The organism is Acinetobacter sp. YH16040_T (assembly GCF_024605785.1).
Classification (GTDB): Bacteria; Pseudomonadota; Gammaproteobacteria; order Pseudomonadales; family Moraxellaceae; genus Acinetobacter; species Acinetobacter amyesii.
Map to the genome: position 1 here is coordinate 1460077 of NZ_CP094541.1, position 17651 is coordinate 1477727.

Consider the following 17651-nt stretch of genomic DNA (forward strand, 5'->3'; position numbering starts at 1 on the left):
CTAAGTTGCTCATCATCTGTTGATGGTGCAAAAATCTTTTGCAGTTGTATAGCCTGATCTATATTCGAAGTATCCCAGTTTTTAACTGGGATATTTTTTTTGACTTTTTATAAAAAGTGTGGTCAAAGCTTGATGTAATTAGAATTAACTCAGGATGTAGTGCATAAATAATTGCCTTTGCATCTAAAATTTCAGCGACAGCAGAAGCAATCTCCAAATTAATCGTACGTCGGTGGTATTGCAGCAGTTCATCGTCTTTCATAGAAACCATCAAGCGTTCCAATTCTAAAATGATGGCATCAAGGTGGGCTAATTTATCTAAAGCAGGTTTCAACATAATAAATGAAATTGAGAAAAGTAATTAATTTGTATTGTGTATGTCATTACATTTGGTGAATTATATGAAAAATTTTGATTTCTAGATTCCCCCCTTAAACTTTATTAAGGGGGGAGTTATTGAGTTTAGCCTGAAATATATTGTTGAAGTTGTTCGATCAGTTTGCGTTGATCATCCATTGCTGCTTTTACAAGGTCGCCGATGGAGATTAAGCCAGTTAATTTCTGTTCCTCAACGACAGGTAAATGACGTAAATGGCGATCTGTCATAAGCTCTAAACATTCTTCGACAGTCGCTGCACTTGTCACGGTGATTACGCTCCCAGTCATAATTTCGCTGACAGAGGTATCGAAAGATGTTCTTTCCATCAGGGCGATTTTACGTGTGTAATCACGCTCAGACAAAATACCAACGACTGTGCCTTCATGGGTCACAACGAGGGCACCAATGCCTTTTTGTGCCATCAGGGAAATGGCTTCGAGTACAGTCGCATCTGGAGTGATGGTGTAGATTTCTTGATAAGCTTTGTCTTTAAGTACTTGGGCAACTGTAGTCATATTTTCATTCCTTTATAGTAGTTTTTGTTTAATTTAAATTAGCGCGAAATTCGAAAAAAGCAAATACTTTTCAGTGCATGTTGGGGTCAAACATGCACTGAGGGTTTTATGCCATTTGAATCTTATTTTGGTTAAAAAAGAATAAACGCATTTGCGAGGTTGTGAGCTTGAGACGGATGTGACTTGAGCTATGCAACGCAGGGATGACTTTAAGGCGTGTTAATGTCGGTAATAGCGATGCCTCAAAATCTTGTGGTGTAATGCGTCGTGGAGTGTAGTTGGGCCAATGCTTTTTGGCATATTTATGCGCTTGAATGCCATTTAACCAAAACGGGAAGATAATATGATCTTGATCGCTGGTCATTGCCCAACCTTGTTGGTGGTAGAGACCCCAAAGGACTCCACAGTACATCATGGTTTTTAAAATACTAATTTTGAAAAATAAATCTTTTGGAATAGGCTTATATTGCTTTAATTTAGACATCATATGCAGCGTGTTGTTGATGTTGCTCCTATTGTAGGAAATTCTTATGAAAAAGCTGTGTAAGCTTTGAACTGGATTGTAAGAATTTATGTAGTCAAAAGTTGAAGGGTGTAAAAAAACGCCACCTTAGTGACGTTTTGTTATGCTTGCAAGGTGGCCATGTTCTGCCAATATTGCGCTTTGAGTGAGTCACGTTCTACGCGGAAGCCTTGATAATAAAGTTCAGCCAAAAATAACGCTGCTTTACCATGTCCAGCACGAGCTGCATCTTCCAATTCGTGAACTGCATCGCTGAAGTTCATTTGAGACTGAATTGTGTTCACCGCATTTGCGTATACATGTTCGAGTTCATGTTGAGAGAATTGTTGAATCATATTTAACTCCTTATTCTAATTATGATCATTAAGGGCCCATTCTTTAGCCCTATTAACTAATATAACTAAGTATTATTAAACTAATATTACAATTATCTTGAATTGTCAACTATTCACGTAAGTATTTCTAATTTGCTATAGTTTACATGATTAAACAATGAACAATTGTTTTCATGGGTAAAATACTAACATAAGAAGTTGTAGATAATAAGGAGAAGTAAAATGACAAAAGTTTTAGACGGTTTAACTTTAGATTATCCTCCGACATTAGCGCAAATTGTGGAATTGGCACATCTACATCGTCGCAATCTTGATGACGCAATTTTTCATCAGGAGATTCATTTAGGGGATTTTGGTTTAGCACAGCGCAAACGTGTATATGATTTCACACGGGATTTAGATAAGGGACAGCGCTTAGAATTTTACAATGCATACAATGGTGAATTACTCAAAATCGCCGATGATGATGATTTACATCCTGCGCATGCAGAGGGTGGAATGAGTATTTTTGCAGTATTTATCGTTTTGGCGATTATTGCATTGATTCTTTATTTTGCGGTGATACGTACCATTATTCAGTAAATTGTTTAGCTAACTCACAGACTGAAACAGTGGACTGATGCAGTTTTAAGCGCTGTGACTTGAACTTCTTGAACGTCAGCCATACACTACTTTGAACCTGAGGTAGTGTATGACTATTGATTTAGAAAAAATTATTCAATTCAAATCTAAAATACAGCTAGAGCAAATTTATAATATCTTTGTTTCAGTCATGATCGTGGTGATTTTGGTATTGGCTGTGATTGCCTTATATCGTCCTATTTCTGTACAGCAATACCAAAACGTATCACGACTTGCGTTTCAGCAAAGTTATCCTGAAACTCAGGAAATGGCGATGTTGCTGAGACAGCAAGATCGCATCCGTGTGGGTGCTTATCTTAAATTGATGCATGCTTATCAGATGGAGTCTGTACGAGCACATCAACTTCCGGCTTTGGCAGAGGAACAGCCTTAGTCGCAGGGATTATCTTGGTTGGAGCTGCTTGTACATTCTCCTCCAATATCTGCTGTACTTCATTTTTATCTAAGGTTTTACTGACCACAATCACCGTCATATTTTCAGGGTGCATGTAGGTACGAACCGCATTTTGTACATCAGCTACAGTTATTTTTTCCAATAATTTAGGGTACTGTGTCAAATAATCTGGGTCTTGATGATAAAAGCCCAATAGACCAAGCTGTGCATTGATCGTTGCATTACTGCTGTAATTATTTGGAAAAGCACGCAGCATGCCTGCTTTGGTTTCTTCCGTTTGTCTTTGATCAATAGGCATTTTGACAAAATCATTAAAAGCCTTATGTGCCACTTGAATACTATCTATAAGCTGATCTTGACGTGTTCCATAGCTAAAACTAAAGATACCGGGTGCTTGGCTAAAGCTAAATGCACTATAGGCACCATAAGTATAACCACGTTTAACACGAAGCTCTTGCATGAGGACCGAGTTAAAACCACCACCGCCAAACATTCGATTGGCTACTTCTAAGGCTAATCGATCTTTGTTATCGCGTGTGGTGCCTAAATGTCCAAATATGACGTTGGCTTGGGTGGAATTGTAGGGAAGATGGATAATATCAAAGCCTTGTTTTTCTTCTGGTTGTGCAAGCGCTTTGGCTTTTTCACCTTGGTTTAAGTTTCCAGAAATACGTTCTGCTAGGTTTTGCGCTTCTTTTTTGCTGAGTTTACCTGTAATGGCAATATTCATGTTTTGAGCAACTAAAAATTGATCACGAAACTTCTTTAAAATGTCTGGTGTTATTTTTTTGATACTGCCATTGGTTCCCGTAATCGGTTCTGCATAAGGATGTGTGCCGTATACAGCCCGATAGAAACGAATATTCATTAAGCGACTTGGGCTTTCTTGGAGTTGCTTCTGACCAGCTTGGTTATTACTGAGAGCTAAGTTTAGACTAGAGGTTTTAAAAGTCGCATTTTTAATCACGTCCATCATCATACTTAAAGCAGGTTCTAATTTTTTAGGGTCTGACAATACGCGTAACCGAACGACAAACATATCTCGATGTGCTTGCACGCTAAATTGAGCACCTGTTTGGTCAAAAACCGAGGCAATTTGCGTTGCATTGTATTTTTCTGTGCCTTCATCGATTAAACGTGCAGCCATGTTGGCAACACCATACAAGCCTTTTCCGACTTCTTCATCACGAGCAGAACCTGCATTAAAGGTCAGTTGAATATCCACCATGGGTAGATCTTGCGATTCAACAAACAGGCTATTCACACCATTTCGGTTTTTCAGCACTTGAACAAGTGGAGCACGGTAGTCTTTATCAATCTGTAAATTCTTTAAACTTTGCAGCATGGGGATAGATTGTAATTGGCTCGGATTATCGTTGAGGTCAGGAACATTTTCCGTATATGTTTCTGCATGGAGGATTGAGCCAAACGCAGTGAGTAAGCTTAGGGATAAAATTTTCGTAATAGTCATCACTAATCCTTACAAGACGCTATCTGTGTTTTGGGTTGAGCTGATTTGTTGCTCTGGAATAACAACTTCCGTTTGAGCGGATTTTACTGTTTGATCTGCTTTATTTGAGGTTGTTGGAACCTCCGTCTGTTCTGGAAGTAGATACATGGTGCTTAAATTTTCTCGGACAAAATACGCATTGGCGACACGTTGAATATCCTGTGCGCTGACGTTTTCATATAATTTTGGTAATTCGTCCATTAGCCTGAAACTGAGCCCATTGACTTCTAAGTTACCGATAGTCTTGGCTTGGCTGCTGATGTCATCTTGGTTATAGACTAAATTGGAGACAAAACGTGTGGTGATACGTTCAACTTCAGGTGTTTTGACTAATTCTGTTTTTAATATTTCGATTTCATCTTGTATGGCTTTTTGAGCTTGTTCCATTTTGACGCCATCGGCAGGGAGTGCTGAAATGGTAAACAAGCTATCACCACGATTGTATGGATCATAAGAAACACTTACAGCGGTGAGTAATTTTTTATCGCGTACCAGTTTGTCTTGTAGGCGCGATGAAATACCACTATCTAAAATGTTGCGAATAATATTGAGAGCATATGCATCTTGTGGGTTTTTTGCGGTAGCCAGTGAGCGTACATTCCACGCCATATACAAATTAGGCACTTGTACGGGCAAATTTAGTTCCATGTGACGATAGCCCACACGTTCGAATTCCATCACATCATTACGATCAGGTGTTTTGCGTGATGGAATATCACCAAAGTATTTTTGAACTTGACGAATGGCTGCTTCGGCATCGACATCACCAACAATCACCAAAATGGCGTTATTCGGGGTATACCAATCTTTATACCATTGTTTTAAATCTGCCAATTTGATGTTTTGCAGATTTTTCATATGCCCAATGACGGGTTGGCGATAATGACTGGTTGGATAAGAGATCCATTTGAAACGTTCATAAGCCAAAGAACGAGGGTTATCATCTGTGCGCTGTCGGCGTTCTTCCATAACCACTTTAATTTCAGGGTCGAAATCTTGTTGTTGCAATCGTAAATTACTCATACGATCCGCTTCGAGCTCCAACGCCATAGGAAAATAGGCTTTTGGATACAACTGATAATAATTGGTGTAATTGGTAAAGGTTGCGGCGTTGATGCTGCCGCCATAGATACGGCTGAGACGTGTAAATTCATCATTAGGAACTTTTGTGGTTCCTTTAAACATCATATGTTCGAGCGCATGAGAGATCCCTAATAGATTGCCAGACTCATCACTACTACCCACACGGTACCAAATATGAGTCATTACCATCGGCGCACGGTGGTCTTCACGGATAATGACCTTTAAACCATTTTTAAGCGTGGTTTCAAAGGTGCTACGCGTTAATTGGGTTCGTGTGTCTGCATGTAGATGAGTTGCTGACCAAAGGCAACTGCTGATGACACAGATAGGAAGCGCAGAGCGAAATAAAGTTTTAAAAAAACAAGGAGAAAATCTGTTTTTATGGGACACAAAGGAATCCATTAAAATGCATTTTATAGCTATCTAGTTTTCCTAAAGTTAATTTTGATTGCAAGTTCAACATGTTGTTTTTTAGTGTGCTTCGCTCTGACAGGCGTGTATCGACTCAATTTAAGATAACTTATGATAGAATCGGTTTTTTTAACGCAGTGCTTTTCAAGGATTCGGCATGCAACAGCAATCTCATGGGCAGAATAAATTTTTGATTGATGCTGATATCGGTGATGACGATGTCACGCTACCGAGTTTACCTGCGGTAAATGTGCCGATTATCGAGACACCGAAAGTACAGCAAGACGTTGCTGCACCATTACAAGAAACAGAGTCAGAAACTGAAGACTCGAAGGCGAAAGGCGGCTTCTTTAGTCGAATGAAAGAAGGTCTAGCAAAGTCACGTAAGAACTTGGCAGACGGCATGGTGAATATCCTGATCGGTGGGAAGGAAATTGACGATGAGCTTTTAGAGGAAGTTGAAGAGCAACTTTTGGTTGCTGATATTGGTGTCGATGCAACCAAAACGATTATTGCGAACTTAACTGAACGTACTGAACGTGGCGATTTAATCTATTCACATTCTTTATATAAAGCGCTTCAAGAAGAACTTGTGGCATTACTTGCACCACGTGTTAAACCGCTACATATCGACAGCAATAAAAATCCGTATGTGATTTTGGTTGTTGGTGTAAATGGTGTGGGTAAAACCACCACGATTGGTAAATTAGCAAAACGCTTACAAGGTGAAGGTAAAAAAGTAATGTTGGCTGCTGGTGATACATTCCGTGCAGCAGCGACAGAACAATTACAAATTTGGGGCGAACGCAATAATATTACAGTTGTGGCGCAAGGTCATGGTGCAGATTCTGCTTCAGTTATTTTTGATGCATTCGAAAGTGCTCGTGCAAAAGGCGTAGACGTGCTGATTGCAGACACCGCAGGTCGTTTACACAACAAAGGACACCTCATGCAAGAGTTGTCTAAAGTAAAACGTGTAATGCAAAAAATTGACGCTACAGCTCCACATGAAGTGATGTTGGTTGTTGATGCAGGTACAGGTCAAAATGCCATTAACCAAGTTGAAATGTTTGACGAGGCAGTAGGGCTTACAGGTCTAACCATTACTAAACTGGATGGTACTGCGAAAGGTGGTGTGTTATTTAATATTGCAAGCCGTACCCATGTGCCAATTCGTTTTATTGGTGTAGGTGAGAAAATTGATGACTTACGTCCATTCTCAGCTAAATCATTTGTCGCAGCATTATTTGAAACTGATAAATAAAATGCGTTAAATGTCACATAAACTCCGCAAAATGCGGAGTTTTTTGTTTTAGGGTTTATTGATTGATTTAAAAAGCAACATGTGAATAAATCATAATCAAAATTCAGCCTAATAAACCCTTAGAATAAGTAAGGAATTATTGTTATATATAAAAATTGCTTTGGGGTGTTTAGGGTGGCGTTACTCGATAAAATTGGTCATGTATTGACTGCGGATATCACTAAAGATTTTAAATTAAAAAAGAAAAATACCGACCAAGAAATAGAAGCGTCCTTTGTTGATCAATTAAAGAAACGTCGCAGTATTTACGAGCTTGGAAAGAAGGTGCATTACAGTCAGGCTTATTTGGCGGAACTGATTCAAGAATCCGTAAGAAGTTGTCCATCTGCATATAATTCGCAAAGCACACGTATTGTAGTTTTATTTGGCGAATCTCATCAAAAATTTTGGGACATTGTAAAAGACGTACAACGCAAGAATGTTGCGAGTTATATTTTTGAAGGTGTGGCGCTCAAAATAGATCAGTGTGCAGCTGGCCTGGGAACTGTACTTTTCTATGAAGATCAAGTTGTGATTCAACAATTACAAAAGAAAGTGCCATTAAGTGCAGAAGATTTTCCAGTGTGGTCGGAGCAAACGTCTGGCATGGCGCAATTCGCAGTATGGACTTCGATCGCAGATGCAGGTTTAGGCGCATGTTTACAACACTATAATCCACACATTGATTATGCCGTTGCCGAACACTTTGATATTTCAAAACAATGGCTGCTTCGTGCGCAGTTAGTCTTTGGTTCAATTGAAGGTCAAGCGCCTGAACGTTTAGAACTCGAAGATCAAGATCAGTTTAGAATTTATGAGTAATTTCTATGTTCTGTAGGTTGCTTTGATTTCTGCTGTCCTAAAGACTGTGAACCAATATTTGAATGTAAGTGGGTTGTAGGTATTTAGATGCTTATAACTGATTGTTCTAGAAATAAGACACAATGTTGTAAATATAGTCATGCAACTGTTAAAAACATCACCTATTATAAATCACAACTTAGTAAGCTAATTGAAAATAAAAAGAGGTCTTGTAATGTCATTCTTGAATCAAATCGAACAACGTCGCACAATCTATTCTATTGGTAATAACGTGAGTTTATCGCAAGATGAAATTGAGCAAACCATTAAAGATGCTGTACGTTTAAGTCCGTCATCATTTAACTCTCAAACGTCTCGTGTCGTTATTCTGTTTGATGATGCACATCAAAAATTCTGGAATATCGTACGTGAAACGTTACGTAAAATTGTACCTGCAGATGCATTTGAAGGAACCAATGGCAAGATTAATAGTTTTGCAGCAGGTTTTGGTACAGCATTATTTTATGAAGATCAGGCTGTAGTAAAAGCTCTCCAAGAACAATTTGCACTTTATGCAGATAATTTCCCAGTATGGTCTGAACACTCAACAGCGATTGCTCAATTTGCTACTTGGACGGCTTTGGCTGAAAAAAATATCGGTGCATCATTGCAACATTACAATCCAATTGTTGATGCTGAAACAGCTGCGGCATTTGATGTGCCAGATCAATGGAAACTACGTGCACAACTTGTTTTTGGTTCGATTGAAGCGCCTGCAGGCGAAAAAACCTTTATTGCAGATGAAGAACGATTCAAAACATTCAAGTAATGATGGTGTGATGAATTAAAAAGGATGCATTAAGCATCCTTTTTTTATATGCAAAATTCTTGAATGAATATCAAAATAATGTCTTGAAACAAAATATACAGTGATTGTTAGATGTCATAAGATTGTCATATATGAATTGCATAGTGCATTCGAAACTAAATAATTGATAAAGAGTGATAATGATGACTTTAAGATTAACTGTTGCTGCTGCAGCGCTGATGTTAAGTAGTGCCGGATTTGCAGCTGTAACTTTGACTGTTCCGGAAGAAATTAAAATAGTTGCAGTTAATGATCAAGAAGTTACTGGTGGTTTATTTCGATCTACCGAGAAATATAAGCTTGATGCAGGTGAAAACCTATTAATGGTACGTTATAGCGAATTTTTTCAACATGCTGATAATTCTCACGATATTTTAAAGTCAGGTGTGGCCGCTATTCGTACTCCAGCACTGATTGATGGTCAAGAGTATCGTTTGGGTCTAGTCAATGCACCAAAAGATTTTGATGCTGCGCAAAAATATAAAGACCAACCGATATTTGGTTTGTATGACAGATCTAATCAATTACTTGTGCAGCAAGCTGGGGCGAAGAAAGAACAAAAATCGATTTTCTCCAATGGTGTTTTAGGTAATGCTGTAGATTTTACGAAGAAAGAAGCTGTACCAGAAAATCAACCGGCACCTGTTTATGCACAATCCGTAACAGTAAAACCAACGAACGTAGTATCTCCTGTAGTAGCTTCAAAAAATGTGATTATTAATGAAAATGGGGCAGATCAACAATTAATTCAGCTTTGGCAAAAGGCCAATAAAGCTGAACGACAAAAATTCATGAGTTGGTTGGCTGAGCAAGCAAACTAAAGTTACTTTCGTAACTTTATTAGTTTTCTTGAAATCCGCGTTATTTGAAAAGTCCGTTGAATTACGGGCTTTTTAGATTGAAGAATATAAAAATCACCAAGAATTATAAAATTCGTCTTTCATAAAGCAAAATATGTGGATATATTGATCTTTAAATAAGCAATAAATTGCATTTAGTTTAAAAAATATACATTCAAGCAAAATATTATAGAAATTTCTATGATAGGGGCTTGTGTTTGTTTTGAAACTCTATAGAATACGCTGCATACCAACGCAGACAGTGATAAACATAAGGTTTTGAGTTGTTTGATGTTGTTCTCTTATTTGCTGACGAAGCATTAAGAAGATCATTAAGAGATTATGAAGAACAACTTGTGTGGATTTTTACTGATTGATCGATCGAAATTATTTTCATTGATTAATGGTAGAAATTACTCGAAGTTTATTTGAGCAAATTTTTGTCAGTAATTGATGAGCCAAGATTGGTACACTATATGTACTATTGATTTTAAACTGAAGAGTTTGATCATGGCTCAGATTGAACGCTGGCGGCAGGCTTAACACATGCAAGTCGAGCGGGGGAAGGTAGCTTGCTACTGGACCTAGCGGCGGACGGGTGAGTAATGCTTAGGAATCTGCCTATTAGTGGGGGACAACATTTCGAAAGGGATGCTAATACCGCATACGTCCTACGGGAGAAAGCAGGGGATCTTCGGACCTTGCGCTAATAGATGAGCCTAAGTCGGATTAGCTAGTTGGTGGGGTAAAGGCCTACCAAGGCGACGATCTGTAGCGGGTCTGAGAGGATGATCCGCCACACTGGGACTGAGACACGGCCCAGACTCCTACGGGAGGCAGCAGTGGGGAATATTGGACAATGGGGGGAACCCTGATCCAGCCATGCCGCGTGTGTGAAGAAGGCCTTTTGGTTGTAAAGCACTTTAAGCGAGGAGGAGGCTACTTTGGTTAATACCTAAAGATAGTGGACGTTACTCGCAGAATAAGCACCGGCTAACTCTGTGCCAGCAGCCGCGGTAATACAGAGGGTGCGAGCGTTAATCGGATTTACTGGGCGTAAAGCGTGCGTAGGCGGCTTTTTAAGTCGGATGTGAAATCCCCGAGCTTAACTTGGGAATTGCATTCGATACTGGGAAGCTAGAGTATGGGAGAGGATGGTAGAATTCCAGGTGTAGCGGTGAAATGCGTAGAGATCTGGAGGAATACCGATGGCGAAGGCAGCCATCTGGCCTAATACTGACGCTGAGGCACGAAAGCATGGGGAGCAAACAGGATTAGATACCCTGGTAGTCCATGCCGTAAACGATGTCTACTAGCCGTTGGGGCCTTTGAGGCTTTAGTGGCGCAGCTAACGCGATAAGTAGACCGCCTGGGGAGTACGGTCGCAAGACTAAAACTCAAATGAATTGACGGGGGCCCGCACAAGCGGTGGAGCATGTGGTTTAATTCGATGCAACGCGAAGAACCTTACCTGGTCTTGACATAGTAAGAACTTTCCAGAGATGGATTGGTGCCTTCGGGAACTTACATACAGGTGCTGCATGGCTGTCGTCAGCTCGTGTCGTGAGATGTTGGGTTAAGTCCCGCAACGAGCGCAACCCTTTTCCTTATTTGCCATCGGGTTAAGCCGGGAACTTTAAGGATACTGCCAGTGACAAACTGGAGGAAGGCGGGGACGACGTCAAGTCATCATGGCCCTTACGACCAGGGCTACACACGTGCTACAATGGTCGGTACAAAGGGTTGCTACTCCGCGAGGAGATGCTAATCTCAAAAAGCCGATCGTAGTCCGGATTGGAGTCTGCAACTCGACTCCATGAAGTCGGAATCGCTAGTAATCGCGGATCAGAATGCCGCGGTGAATACGTTCCCGGGCCTTGTACACACCGCCCGTCACACCATGGGAGTTTGTTGCACCAGAAGTAGGTAGTCTAACCGTAAGGAGGACGCTTACCACGGTGTGGCCGATGACTGGGGTGAAGTCGTAACAAGGTAGCCGTAGGGGAACCTGCGGCTGGATCACCTCCTTAACGAAAGATTGACGATTGGTAAGAATCCACAACAAGTTGTTCTTCATGACGATGTATCTGAGGGTCTGTAGCTCAGTTGGTTAGAGCACACGCTTGATAAGCGTGGGGTCACAAGTTCAAGTCTTGTCAGACCCACCATTCTGACTAACGAAGTATTTGAATAAAATACGGAAGCAAACAGAAAATCAGAGACATTGACTTATTGATAAGCTGGGGACTTAGCTTAGTTGGTAGAGCGCCTGCTTTGCACGCAGGAGGTCAGGAGTTCGACTCTCCTAGTCTCCACCATACATTGCTACGCAATGTATAGAGAACGAAGCTAAAATAAACAATCAAACGATTGTTAGCTTAGTCCTTAAGCGATCAAGTGTTTAGGTTATAGAGCTTAGCAACAAAGTGGCGTATGATTCGCTCCATTGTTATTAAGCTCTGTGATTTATCACAGTTTCCTGACCTGACGAAGGCTGGAAAAATCATTAACAGAATATATTTGAGTTGAAATAATTTGTTCATACTCATAACTGACATTAACACTAACAGTGATTTATTACTGTGATGTGAAGATAAAAGCTATGAGTTACTAGCGAAATTAACTGAATCAAGCGTTTTGGTATATGAATCTAATTGAAGCTGTACAGTGATTAAGTTCACGAGACTCTAACTGTGGCGATTAAGTTCGCAACGCAACATCTTCACTTGTAGGAGATGGGCGACTGTTTGGGGTTGTATAGTCAAGTAATTAAGTGCATGTGGTGGATGCCTTGGCAGTCAGAGGCGATGAAAGACGTAATAGCCTGCGATAAGCTCCGGGGAGGCGGCAAATATCCTGTGATCCGGAGATTTCTGAATGGGGAAACCCACCCGCTATAAGGCGGGTATCATAAACTGAATACATAGGTTTATGAGGCGAACGAGGGGAAGTGAAACATCTCAGTACCCTTAGGAAAAGAAATCAATTGAGATTCCCTCAGTAGCGGCGAGCGAACGGGGAAAAGCCCATTAAGTTATCTAAGCTTTAGTGGAACGCTCTGGGAAGTGCGACCATAGTAGGTGATAGTCCTGTACGCGAAAGGGCTTAGATAATGATGTCGAGTAGGGCGAGGCACGTGAAACCTTGTCTGAATATGGGGGGACCATCCTCCAAGGCTAAATACTCCTGACTGACCGATAGTGAACCAGTACCGTGAGGGAAAGGCGAAAAGAACCCCTGTGAGGGGAGTGAAATAGATCCTGAAACCGCATGCATACAAGCAGTGGGAGCCAACTTGTTTGGTGACTGCGTACCTTTTGTATAATGGGTCAGCGACTTACATTCAGTAGCAAGGTTAACCGATTAGGGGAGCCGTAGAGAAATCGAGTCTTAATAGGGCGTTTAGTTGCTGGGTGTAGACCCGAAACCGGGTGATCTATCCATGAGCAGGTTGAAGGTTGGGTAACACTAACTGGAGGACCGAACCCACTGTCGTTGAAAAGCCAGGGGATGACTTGTGGATAGGGGTGAAAGGCTAATCAAACTCGGTGATAGCTGGTTCTCCCCGAAAGCTATTTAGGTAGCGCCTCGGACGAATACCATTGGGGGTAGAGCACTGTTTCGGCTAGGGGGTCATCCCGACTTACCAAACCGATGCAAACTCCGAATACCAATGAGTACTATCCGGGAGACAGACTGCGGGTGCTAACGTCCGTAGTCAAGAGGAAAACAATCCAGACCGCCAGCTAAGGCCCCAAAATTATAGTTAAGTGGGAAACGATGTGGGAAGGCATAGACAGCTAGGAGGTTGGCTTAGAAGCAGCCACCCTTTAAAGAAAGCGTAATAGCTCACTAGTCGAGTCGGCCTGCGCGGAAGATGTAACGGGGCTAAAACTATATGCCGAAGCTGCGGATTTACACATTAGTGTAAGTGGTAGGGGAGCGTTCTGTAAGCCGATGAAGGTGGATTGAGAAGTCCGCTGGAGGTATCAGAAGTGCGAATGCTGACGTGAGTAACGACAAAACGGGTGAAAAACCCGTTCGCTGAAAGACCAAGGGTTCCAGTCCAACGTTAATCGGGGCTGGGTGAGTCGACCCCTAAGGCGAGGCCGAGAGGCGTAGTCGATGGGAAATTGGTTAATATTCCAATACTTCAGTGTAATGCGATGAGAGGACGGAGAAGGTTAAGTCAGCCTGGCGTTGGTTGTCCAGGTGAAAGGAAGTAGGCATGTATCTTAGGCAAATCCGGGGTACTCTATGCTGAGATCTGACAGCAAGCTGTACTTGTACAGTGAAGTGGCTGATACCATACTTCCAGGAAAAGTCTCTAAGCTTCAGTTACACTGGAATCGTACCCGAAACCGACACAGGTGGTCAGGTCGAGTAGACCAAAGCGCTTGAGAGAACTCTGCTGAAGGAACTAGGCAAAATGGTACCGTAACTTCGGGAGAAGGTACGCTGCTTTTGGTGATGGAACTTGCTTCCTGAGCTGAGAGCAGCCACAGAAACCAGGCCCCTGCAACTGTTTATTAAAAACATAGCACTCTGCAAACACGAAAGTGGACGTATAGGGTGTGATGCCTGCCCGGTGCTGGAAGGTTAATTGATGGGGTTAGCGTAAGCGAAGCTCTTGATCGAAGCCCCAGTAAACGGCGGCCGTAACTATAACGGTCCTAAGGTAGCGAAATTCCTTGTCGGGTAAGTTCCGACCTGCACGAATGGCATAATGATGGGGGCGCTGTCTCCAGCAGAGGCTCAGTGAAATCGAAATCGCCGTGAAGATGCGGTGTACCCGCGGCTAGACGGAAAGACCCCGTGAACCTTTACTGCAGCTTGACATTGAACTTTGATCTTACTTGTGTAGGATAGGTGGGAGGCTTTGAAACCGAGACGCTAGTTTCGGTGGAGCCAATCTTGAAATACCACCCTGGTAATATTGAGGTTCTAACTCTGTCCCGTTATCCGGGACGAGGACCATGTCTGGTGGGTAGTTTGACTGGGGCGGTCTCCTCCTAAAGAGTAACGGAGGAGTACGAAGGTGCGCTCAGCGTGGTCGGAAATCACGCGTAGAGTATAAAGGCAAAAGCGCGCTTAACTGCGAGACCCACAAGTCGAGCAGGTACGAAAGTAGGTCTTAGTGATCCGGTGGTTCTGTATGGAAGGGCCATCGCTCAACGGATAAAAGGTACTCTGGGGATAACAGGCTGATACCGCCCAAGAGTTCATATCGACGGCGGTGTTTGGCACCTCGATGTCGGCTCATCTCATCCTGGGGCTGAAGCAGGTCCCAAGGGTATGGCTGTTCGCCATTTAAAGAGGTACGCGAGCTGGGTTTAGAACGTCGTGAGACAGTTCGGTCCCTATCTACCGTGGGCGCTGGAAATTTGAGAGGATCTGCTCCTAGTACGAGAGGACCAGAGTGGACGAACCTCTGGTGTACCGGTTGTGACGCCAGTCGCATCGCCGGGTAGCTATGTTCGGAAGGGATAACCGCTGAAAGCATCTAAGCGGGAAGCCTACCTCAAGATAAGATTTCCCTTGGACTTTATGTCCACTAAAGAGCCGTTGAAGACTACGACGTTGATAGGTTGGATGTGGAAGTGCGGTGACGCATGAAGCTGACCAATACTAATTGCTCGTGAGGCTTGACTATACAACACCCAAACAGTTGTATGTAAAGCATCAATTGATTCGATATTAAGCAAAATAACTTGATTTAGTTAACGCTTAAGAACAAAATATGCAACTTAGATATGATCTGTTAATAACTCATTTGACCAAGCAACGGCACTGAGAAGATAAGACCAAACGCAAAGTCATAACAGTTGTGCTGGCGACAATAGCAAGAGTGAACCACCTGATCCCTTCCCGAACTCAGAAGTGAAACCTCTTAGCGCTGATGGTAGTGTGGGGTTACCCATGTGAGAGTAAGTCATCGCCAGCTCATTATTCGAAACACCCCCTGATATCTCAGGGGGTGTTTTTTTTATGCGGGGAAAAAGAGAAAGTTATCAAAATAGAAAAATAATAAGAGAAGCAAATTCAAAAAATAGGAAAACGAGAGATATTTAAAGAAAATAAAACTAAAATGCTCAATCCATTTATATCATTTTAAAATCTTTTGCTAATGAAAATGTGTAATAAATCAATATAATAAAATCGTTTGTCTCATTAATAATATATAGGGTATTTAAGATGTTTTTAAAAAAATTATTAGCTACAGTTTTATTTGCATTTGTTTCTTTCAATACTACAGCTGGTGTGTATCAGGATAAACTAAGTGAATGTTTGGTAAATAAAATTTCAGCAGAAGAGAGTCAGAACTTAACGGCTTGGATTTATTTGGCATTTTCAGCACATCCAGAAATTTCTAAATATAGTAAAGTGACGTCCGCTGAGATGCAAAAAATTGATAAAAATATGGCAAATTTATTTCAAGATTTATTTACTAAACGTTGTAATGCTGAAATCAAAGCTGTTACAGAAAATGAAGGAACAAATGCTTTGGGTAAAGCATTTGAACTATTGGGGAATCGTGCAGCTGAGAACCTGATGAAAAATCCAGTTGTTGAAAAACGTATTGCATCATTTGCACAATATTTTGATGAAGATAAAATGCGTGAATCGATGAAATAATTTGAATCGGACTAGGCGAATGTATTTGACAGTTGATATTCGCTTAGTTCATTACTCACTCTTTTTAAAGAATATAATAATTGCCCTAATAATACATTTTTTGATGTCAAGACAACTAATATCATAGGGTGCTGAGGGTGAGAGATCGCTGTGAGTAATGCTTTACCATTTTCTGCATCTAATGTAATGGTTTGACAACCGACTAAATTAATTTCATTAGTAAAAGCTTGAACCATTGCTAAGATTGAACTGCTTACAGCTGCAAGTTTTCCAGAATTTTCAATATTTTTCTTTTCTATAGATTTTAATTCAAAACCATCAGTTGAACATAACATCATAAGTTGTCATTAAAAAGTAAACATGTATTCTTTTCCGAATTGGTTTGATACTTTCTCCACCCATTGCTCTATTTTATCAGCTGTCATGACTTGAAAATCTCGCCAATAATATTTCATCTGCTTCCATACCATCTCGATTCGATTTAACTCAGGGCTATAAGCTGGAATAAAATACAGATTCGTCGAAAAGTTAGTTTTAAGTAGCTCTCTGTAATCAGCCATCTTTTTACTTCTATGAATCGAGGCATTATCAACAATAAGAACCAATGGAAGGTTATACGTCTGTTTAACTTGTTGAGCTATTCCAGTTAAATAGGCATAAAACCAAGTGCTTGTAACTGACTCTTGTAAACAACTTGTCACCAGTTTCCCCGTTGAAAGCAAACACCCCATGACATTAACTCGTTTTAATCTTATTGCATCAACCGCATGAACATTACCTATCTTTGTCCACGCATAGCGGTTATCAGGTGTAGATGAAAACCCTGTTTCATCAACATAACCTAATATAATTTCACCACGTGCCGCTTGCTCTCGTAATTCTTCAATCTGCTGTGTTGCTTGTTCAAATACAATCGGATCTCTTTTTTTTCAAGCTATGACGGGTACGCTTGAAGACCATACCTGAATCACGTAAAAACTTACGAATGGTTTCAACAGACACGGACACTTCGTATTCTTCATGTAGTTTGACTCGGATTTGTTCTGCATTGAGTGGACTTGTATTGACCCAATCTAAGATTTTCGCCTGATAGTCTGAGATCAATGTATTGGGTCGACCTGAGCGATGACCTTCTTTAATCGATTCAAACTCATACAATTCCCAACGTCGGCGTTGTAGCCTTATGGTTTCTGGGATACGTTCTTGTAGAGTGGCAACTTCTGCAACACTTTTACCTTCGGAAAGCCAGAGAATAGTTTGGGCACGTTGTCTTTCACGCCAATGTTTTGCATGTTTGGCCAGAAAAATGAGTCGTTCTCGCTGTTCTAAACTAAGTGGTACAGAAACAATCCGAGGCATGTGTGAACATCTGTTAACTAAAAAAACCTTTTCGCATGATTAGTTATTTTTGT

14 protein-coding genes, 2 tRNA genes, 3 rRNA genes and 2 pseudogenes are annotated in these 17651 nt (G+C 41.1%); 12 read left to right on the top strand and 9 right to left on the bottom strand.

Translation table 11 applies throughout. The features are described 5' to 3' along the window. Positions 1 to 58: 58 nt before the first annotated feature. The 4 genes from MST16_RS07080 to MST16_RS07095 all read right to left on the bottom strand — a co-directional run bounded on the left by MST16_RS07080 (position 59) and on the right by MST16_RS07095 (position 1752). Positions 59 to 337, bottom strand: coding sequence for a hypothetical protein (locus MST16_RS07080; RefSeq protein ID WP_180007276.1), 279 nt, complete (start codon positions 335 to 337; stop codon positions 59 to 61). Positions 338 to 462: 125 nt separating this feature from the next. After that, complete coding sequence (locus MST16_RS07085; RefSeq protein ID WP_078193901.1) at positions 463 to 894, bottom strand: CBS domain-containing protein; 432 nt, start codon at positions 892 to 894, stop codon at positions 463 to 465. Between the two features lie 106 nt (positions 895 to 1000). After that, the gene (locus MST16_RS07090; RefSeq protein WP_180007275.1) at positions 1001 to 1378 is read right to left on the bottom strand and encodes a DUF2750 domain-containing protein; all 378 of its coding nucleotides are present in this window, start codon (positions 1376 to 1378) and stop codon (positions 1001 to 1003) included. A gap of 140 nt (positions 1379 to 1518) precedes the next feature. Next, entirely contained in the window at positions 1519 to 1752 is a 234-nt protein-coding gene (locus MST16_RS07095; protein WP_078188494.1) for a hypothetical protein, read from the bottom strand. 222 nt (positions 1753 to 1974) lie between these two features. Here MST16_RS07095 and MST16_RS07100 point away from each other — a divergent pair, with 222 nt between their 5' ends. Continuing rightward, a complete protein-coding gene (locus MST16_RS07100; RefSeq protein WP_180011241.1) occupies positions 1975 to 2334 on the top strand; it encodes a hypothetical protein in 360 nt (119 codons plus the stop codon). Between the two features lie 109 nt (positions 2335 to 2443). Next, positions 2444 to 2767 (top strand): hypothetical protein, encoded by a 324-nt coding sequence (locus tag MST16_RS07105; RefSeq protein WP_180011239.1) that lies wholly within the window; start codon positions 2444 to 2446, stop codon positions 2765 to 2767. Here MST16_RS07105 and MST16_RS07110 read toward each other — a convergent pair. Both MST16_RS07110 and MST16_RS07115 read right to left on the bottom strand, forming a co-directional pair. Next, on the bottom strand, positions 2691 to 4259 hold the full coding sequence (locus MST16_RS07110) for a pitrilysin family protein (RefSeq protein ID WP_180011237.1): 1569 nt from the start codon (positions 4257 to 4259) through the stop codon (positions 2691 to 2693). The two genes, MST16_RS07105 and MST16_RS07110, sit on opposite strands and share 77 nt — an antisense overlap. Before the next feature lie 126 nt (positions 4260 to 4385). Further along, positions 4386 to 5699: pseudogene (locus tag MST16_RS07115) on the bottom strand (M16 family metallopeptidase); the annotation flags it as partial. Between the two features lie 250 nt (positions 5700 to 5949). On the opposite strand from MST16_RS07115, the gene ftsY reads away from it, so the two are divergent. The 10 genes from ftsY (at position 5950) to MST16_RS07165 (ending at position 16239) form a co-directional block, all read left to right on the top strand. Beyond that, positions 5950 to 7056 (top strand): signal recognition particle-docking protein FtsY, encoded by a 1107-nt coding sequence (gene ftsY / locus MST16_RS07120; RefSeq protein ID WP_180011233.1) that lies wholly within the window; start codon positions 5950 to 5952, stop codon positions 7054 to 7056. 174 nt (positions 7057 to 7230) lie between these two features. Further along, the gene (locus MST16_RS07125) at positions 7231 to 7917 is read left to right on the top strand and encodes a nitroreductase family protein (RefSeq protein WP_180011231.1); all 687 of its coding nucleotides are present in this window, start codon (positions 7231 to 7233) and stop codon (positions 7915 to 7917) included. Positions 7918 to 8131: 214 nt separating this feature from the next. Continuing rightward, positions 8132 to 8725, top strand: coding sequence for a nitroreductase family protein (locus MST16_RS07130; RefSeq protein ID WP_180011229.1), 594 nt, complete (start codon positions 8132 to 8134; stop codon positions 8723 to 8725). Between the two features lie 182 nt (positions 8726 to 8907). After that, positions 8908 to 9585 carry a DUF2057 domain-containing protein gene (locus tag MST16_RS07135; protein WP_180011294.1) on the top strand — a complete coding sequence of 226 codons (678 nt, stop codon included), beginning with the start codon at positions 8908 to 8910 and terminating at the stop codon, positions 9583 to 9585. Between the two features lie 510 nt (positions 9586 to 10095). Then, positions 10096 to 11633: ribosomal RNA gene (locus MST16_RS07140) — 16S ribosomal RNA — on the top strand. A 61-nt stretch (positions 11634 to 11694) separates the two neighbouring features. After that, a tRNA-Ile gene (locus tag MST16_RS07145) sits at positions 11695 to 11771 on the top strand. A 74-nt stretch (positions 11772 to 11845) separates the two neighbouring features. Continuing rightward, positions 11846 to 11921: transfer RNA gene (locus tag MST16_RS07150), tRNA-Ala, on the top strand. A gap of 441 nt (positions 11922 to 12362) precedes the next feature. Then, positions 12363 to 15256, top strand: a 23S ribosomal RNA gene (locus tag MST16_RS07155). 176 nt (positions 15257 to 15432) lie between these two features. Next, a 5S ribosomal RNA gene (gene rrf, locus MST16_RS07160) occupies positions 15433 to 15547 on the top strand. The 16S, 23S and 5S rRNA genes sit together here with 2 tRNA genes alongside, the layout of an rRNA operon. A 251-nt stretch (positions 15548 to 15798) precedes the next feature. Then, positions 15799 to 16239 (top strand): hypothetical protein, encoded by a 441-nt coding sequence (locus MST16_RS07165; protein WP_078191038.1) that lies wholly within the window; start codon positions 15799 to 15801, stop codon positions 16237 to 16239. 11 nt (positions 16240 to 16250) lie between these two features. Here MST16_RS07165 and MST16_RS07170 read toward each other — a convergent pair. The 3 genes and pseudogenes from MST16_RS07170 to MST16_RS07180 form a co-directional block, all read right to left on the bottom strand. Continuing rightward, positions 16251 to 16577: pseudogene (locus MST16_RS07170) on the bottom strand (roadblock/LC7 domain-containing protein); the annotation flags it as partial. Between the two features lie 9 nt (positions 16578 to 16586). Beyond that, positions 16587 to 17153 (bottom strand): IS630 family transposase, encoded by a 567-nt coding sequence (locus tag MST16_RS07175; RefSeq protein WP_111886146.1) that lies wholly within the window; start codon positions 17151 to 17153, stop codon positions 16587 to 16589. Continuing rightward, a complete protein-coding gene (locus MST16_RS07180; RefSeq protein ID WP_004973749.1) occupies positions 17143 to 17598 on the bottom strand; it encodes a helix-turn-helix domain-containing protein in 456 nt (151 codons plus the stop codon). The genes MST16_RS07175 and MST16_RS07180 overlap by 11 nt, the downstream gene beginning before the upstream one ends. Positions 17599 to 17651: the final 53 nt, after the last annotated feature.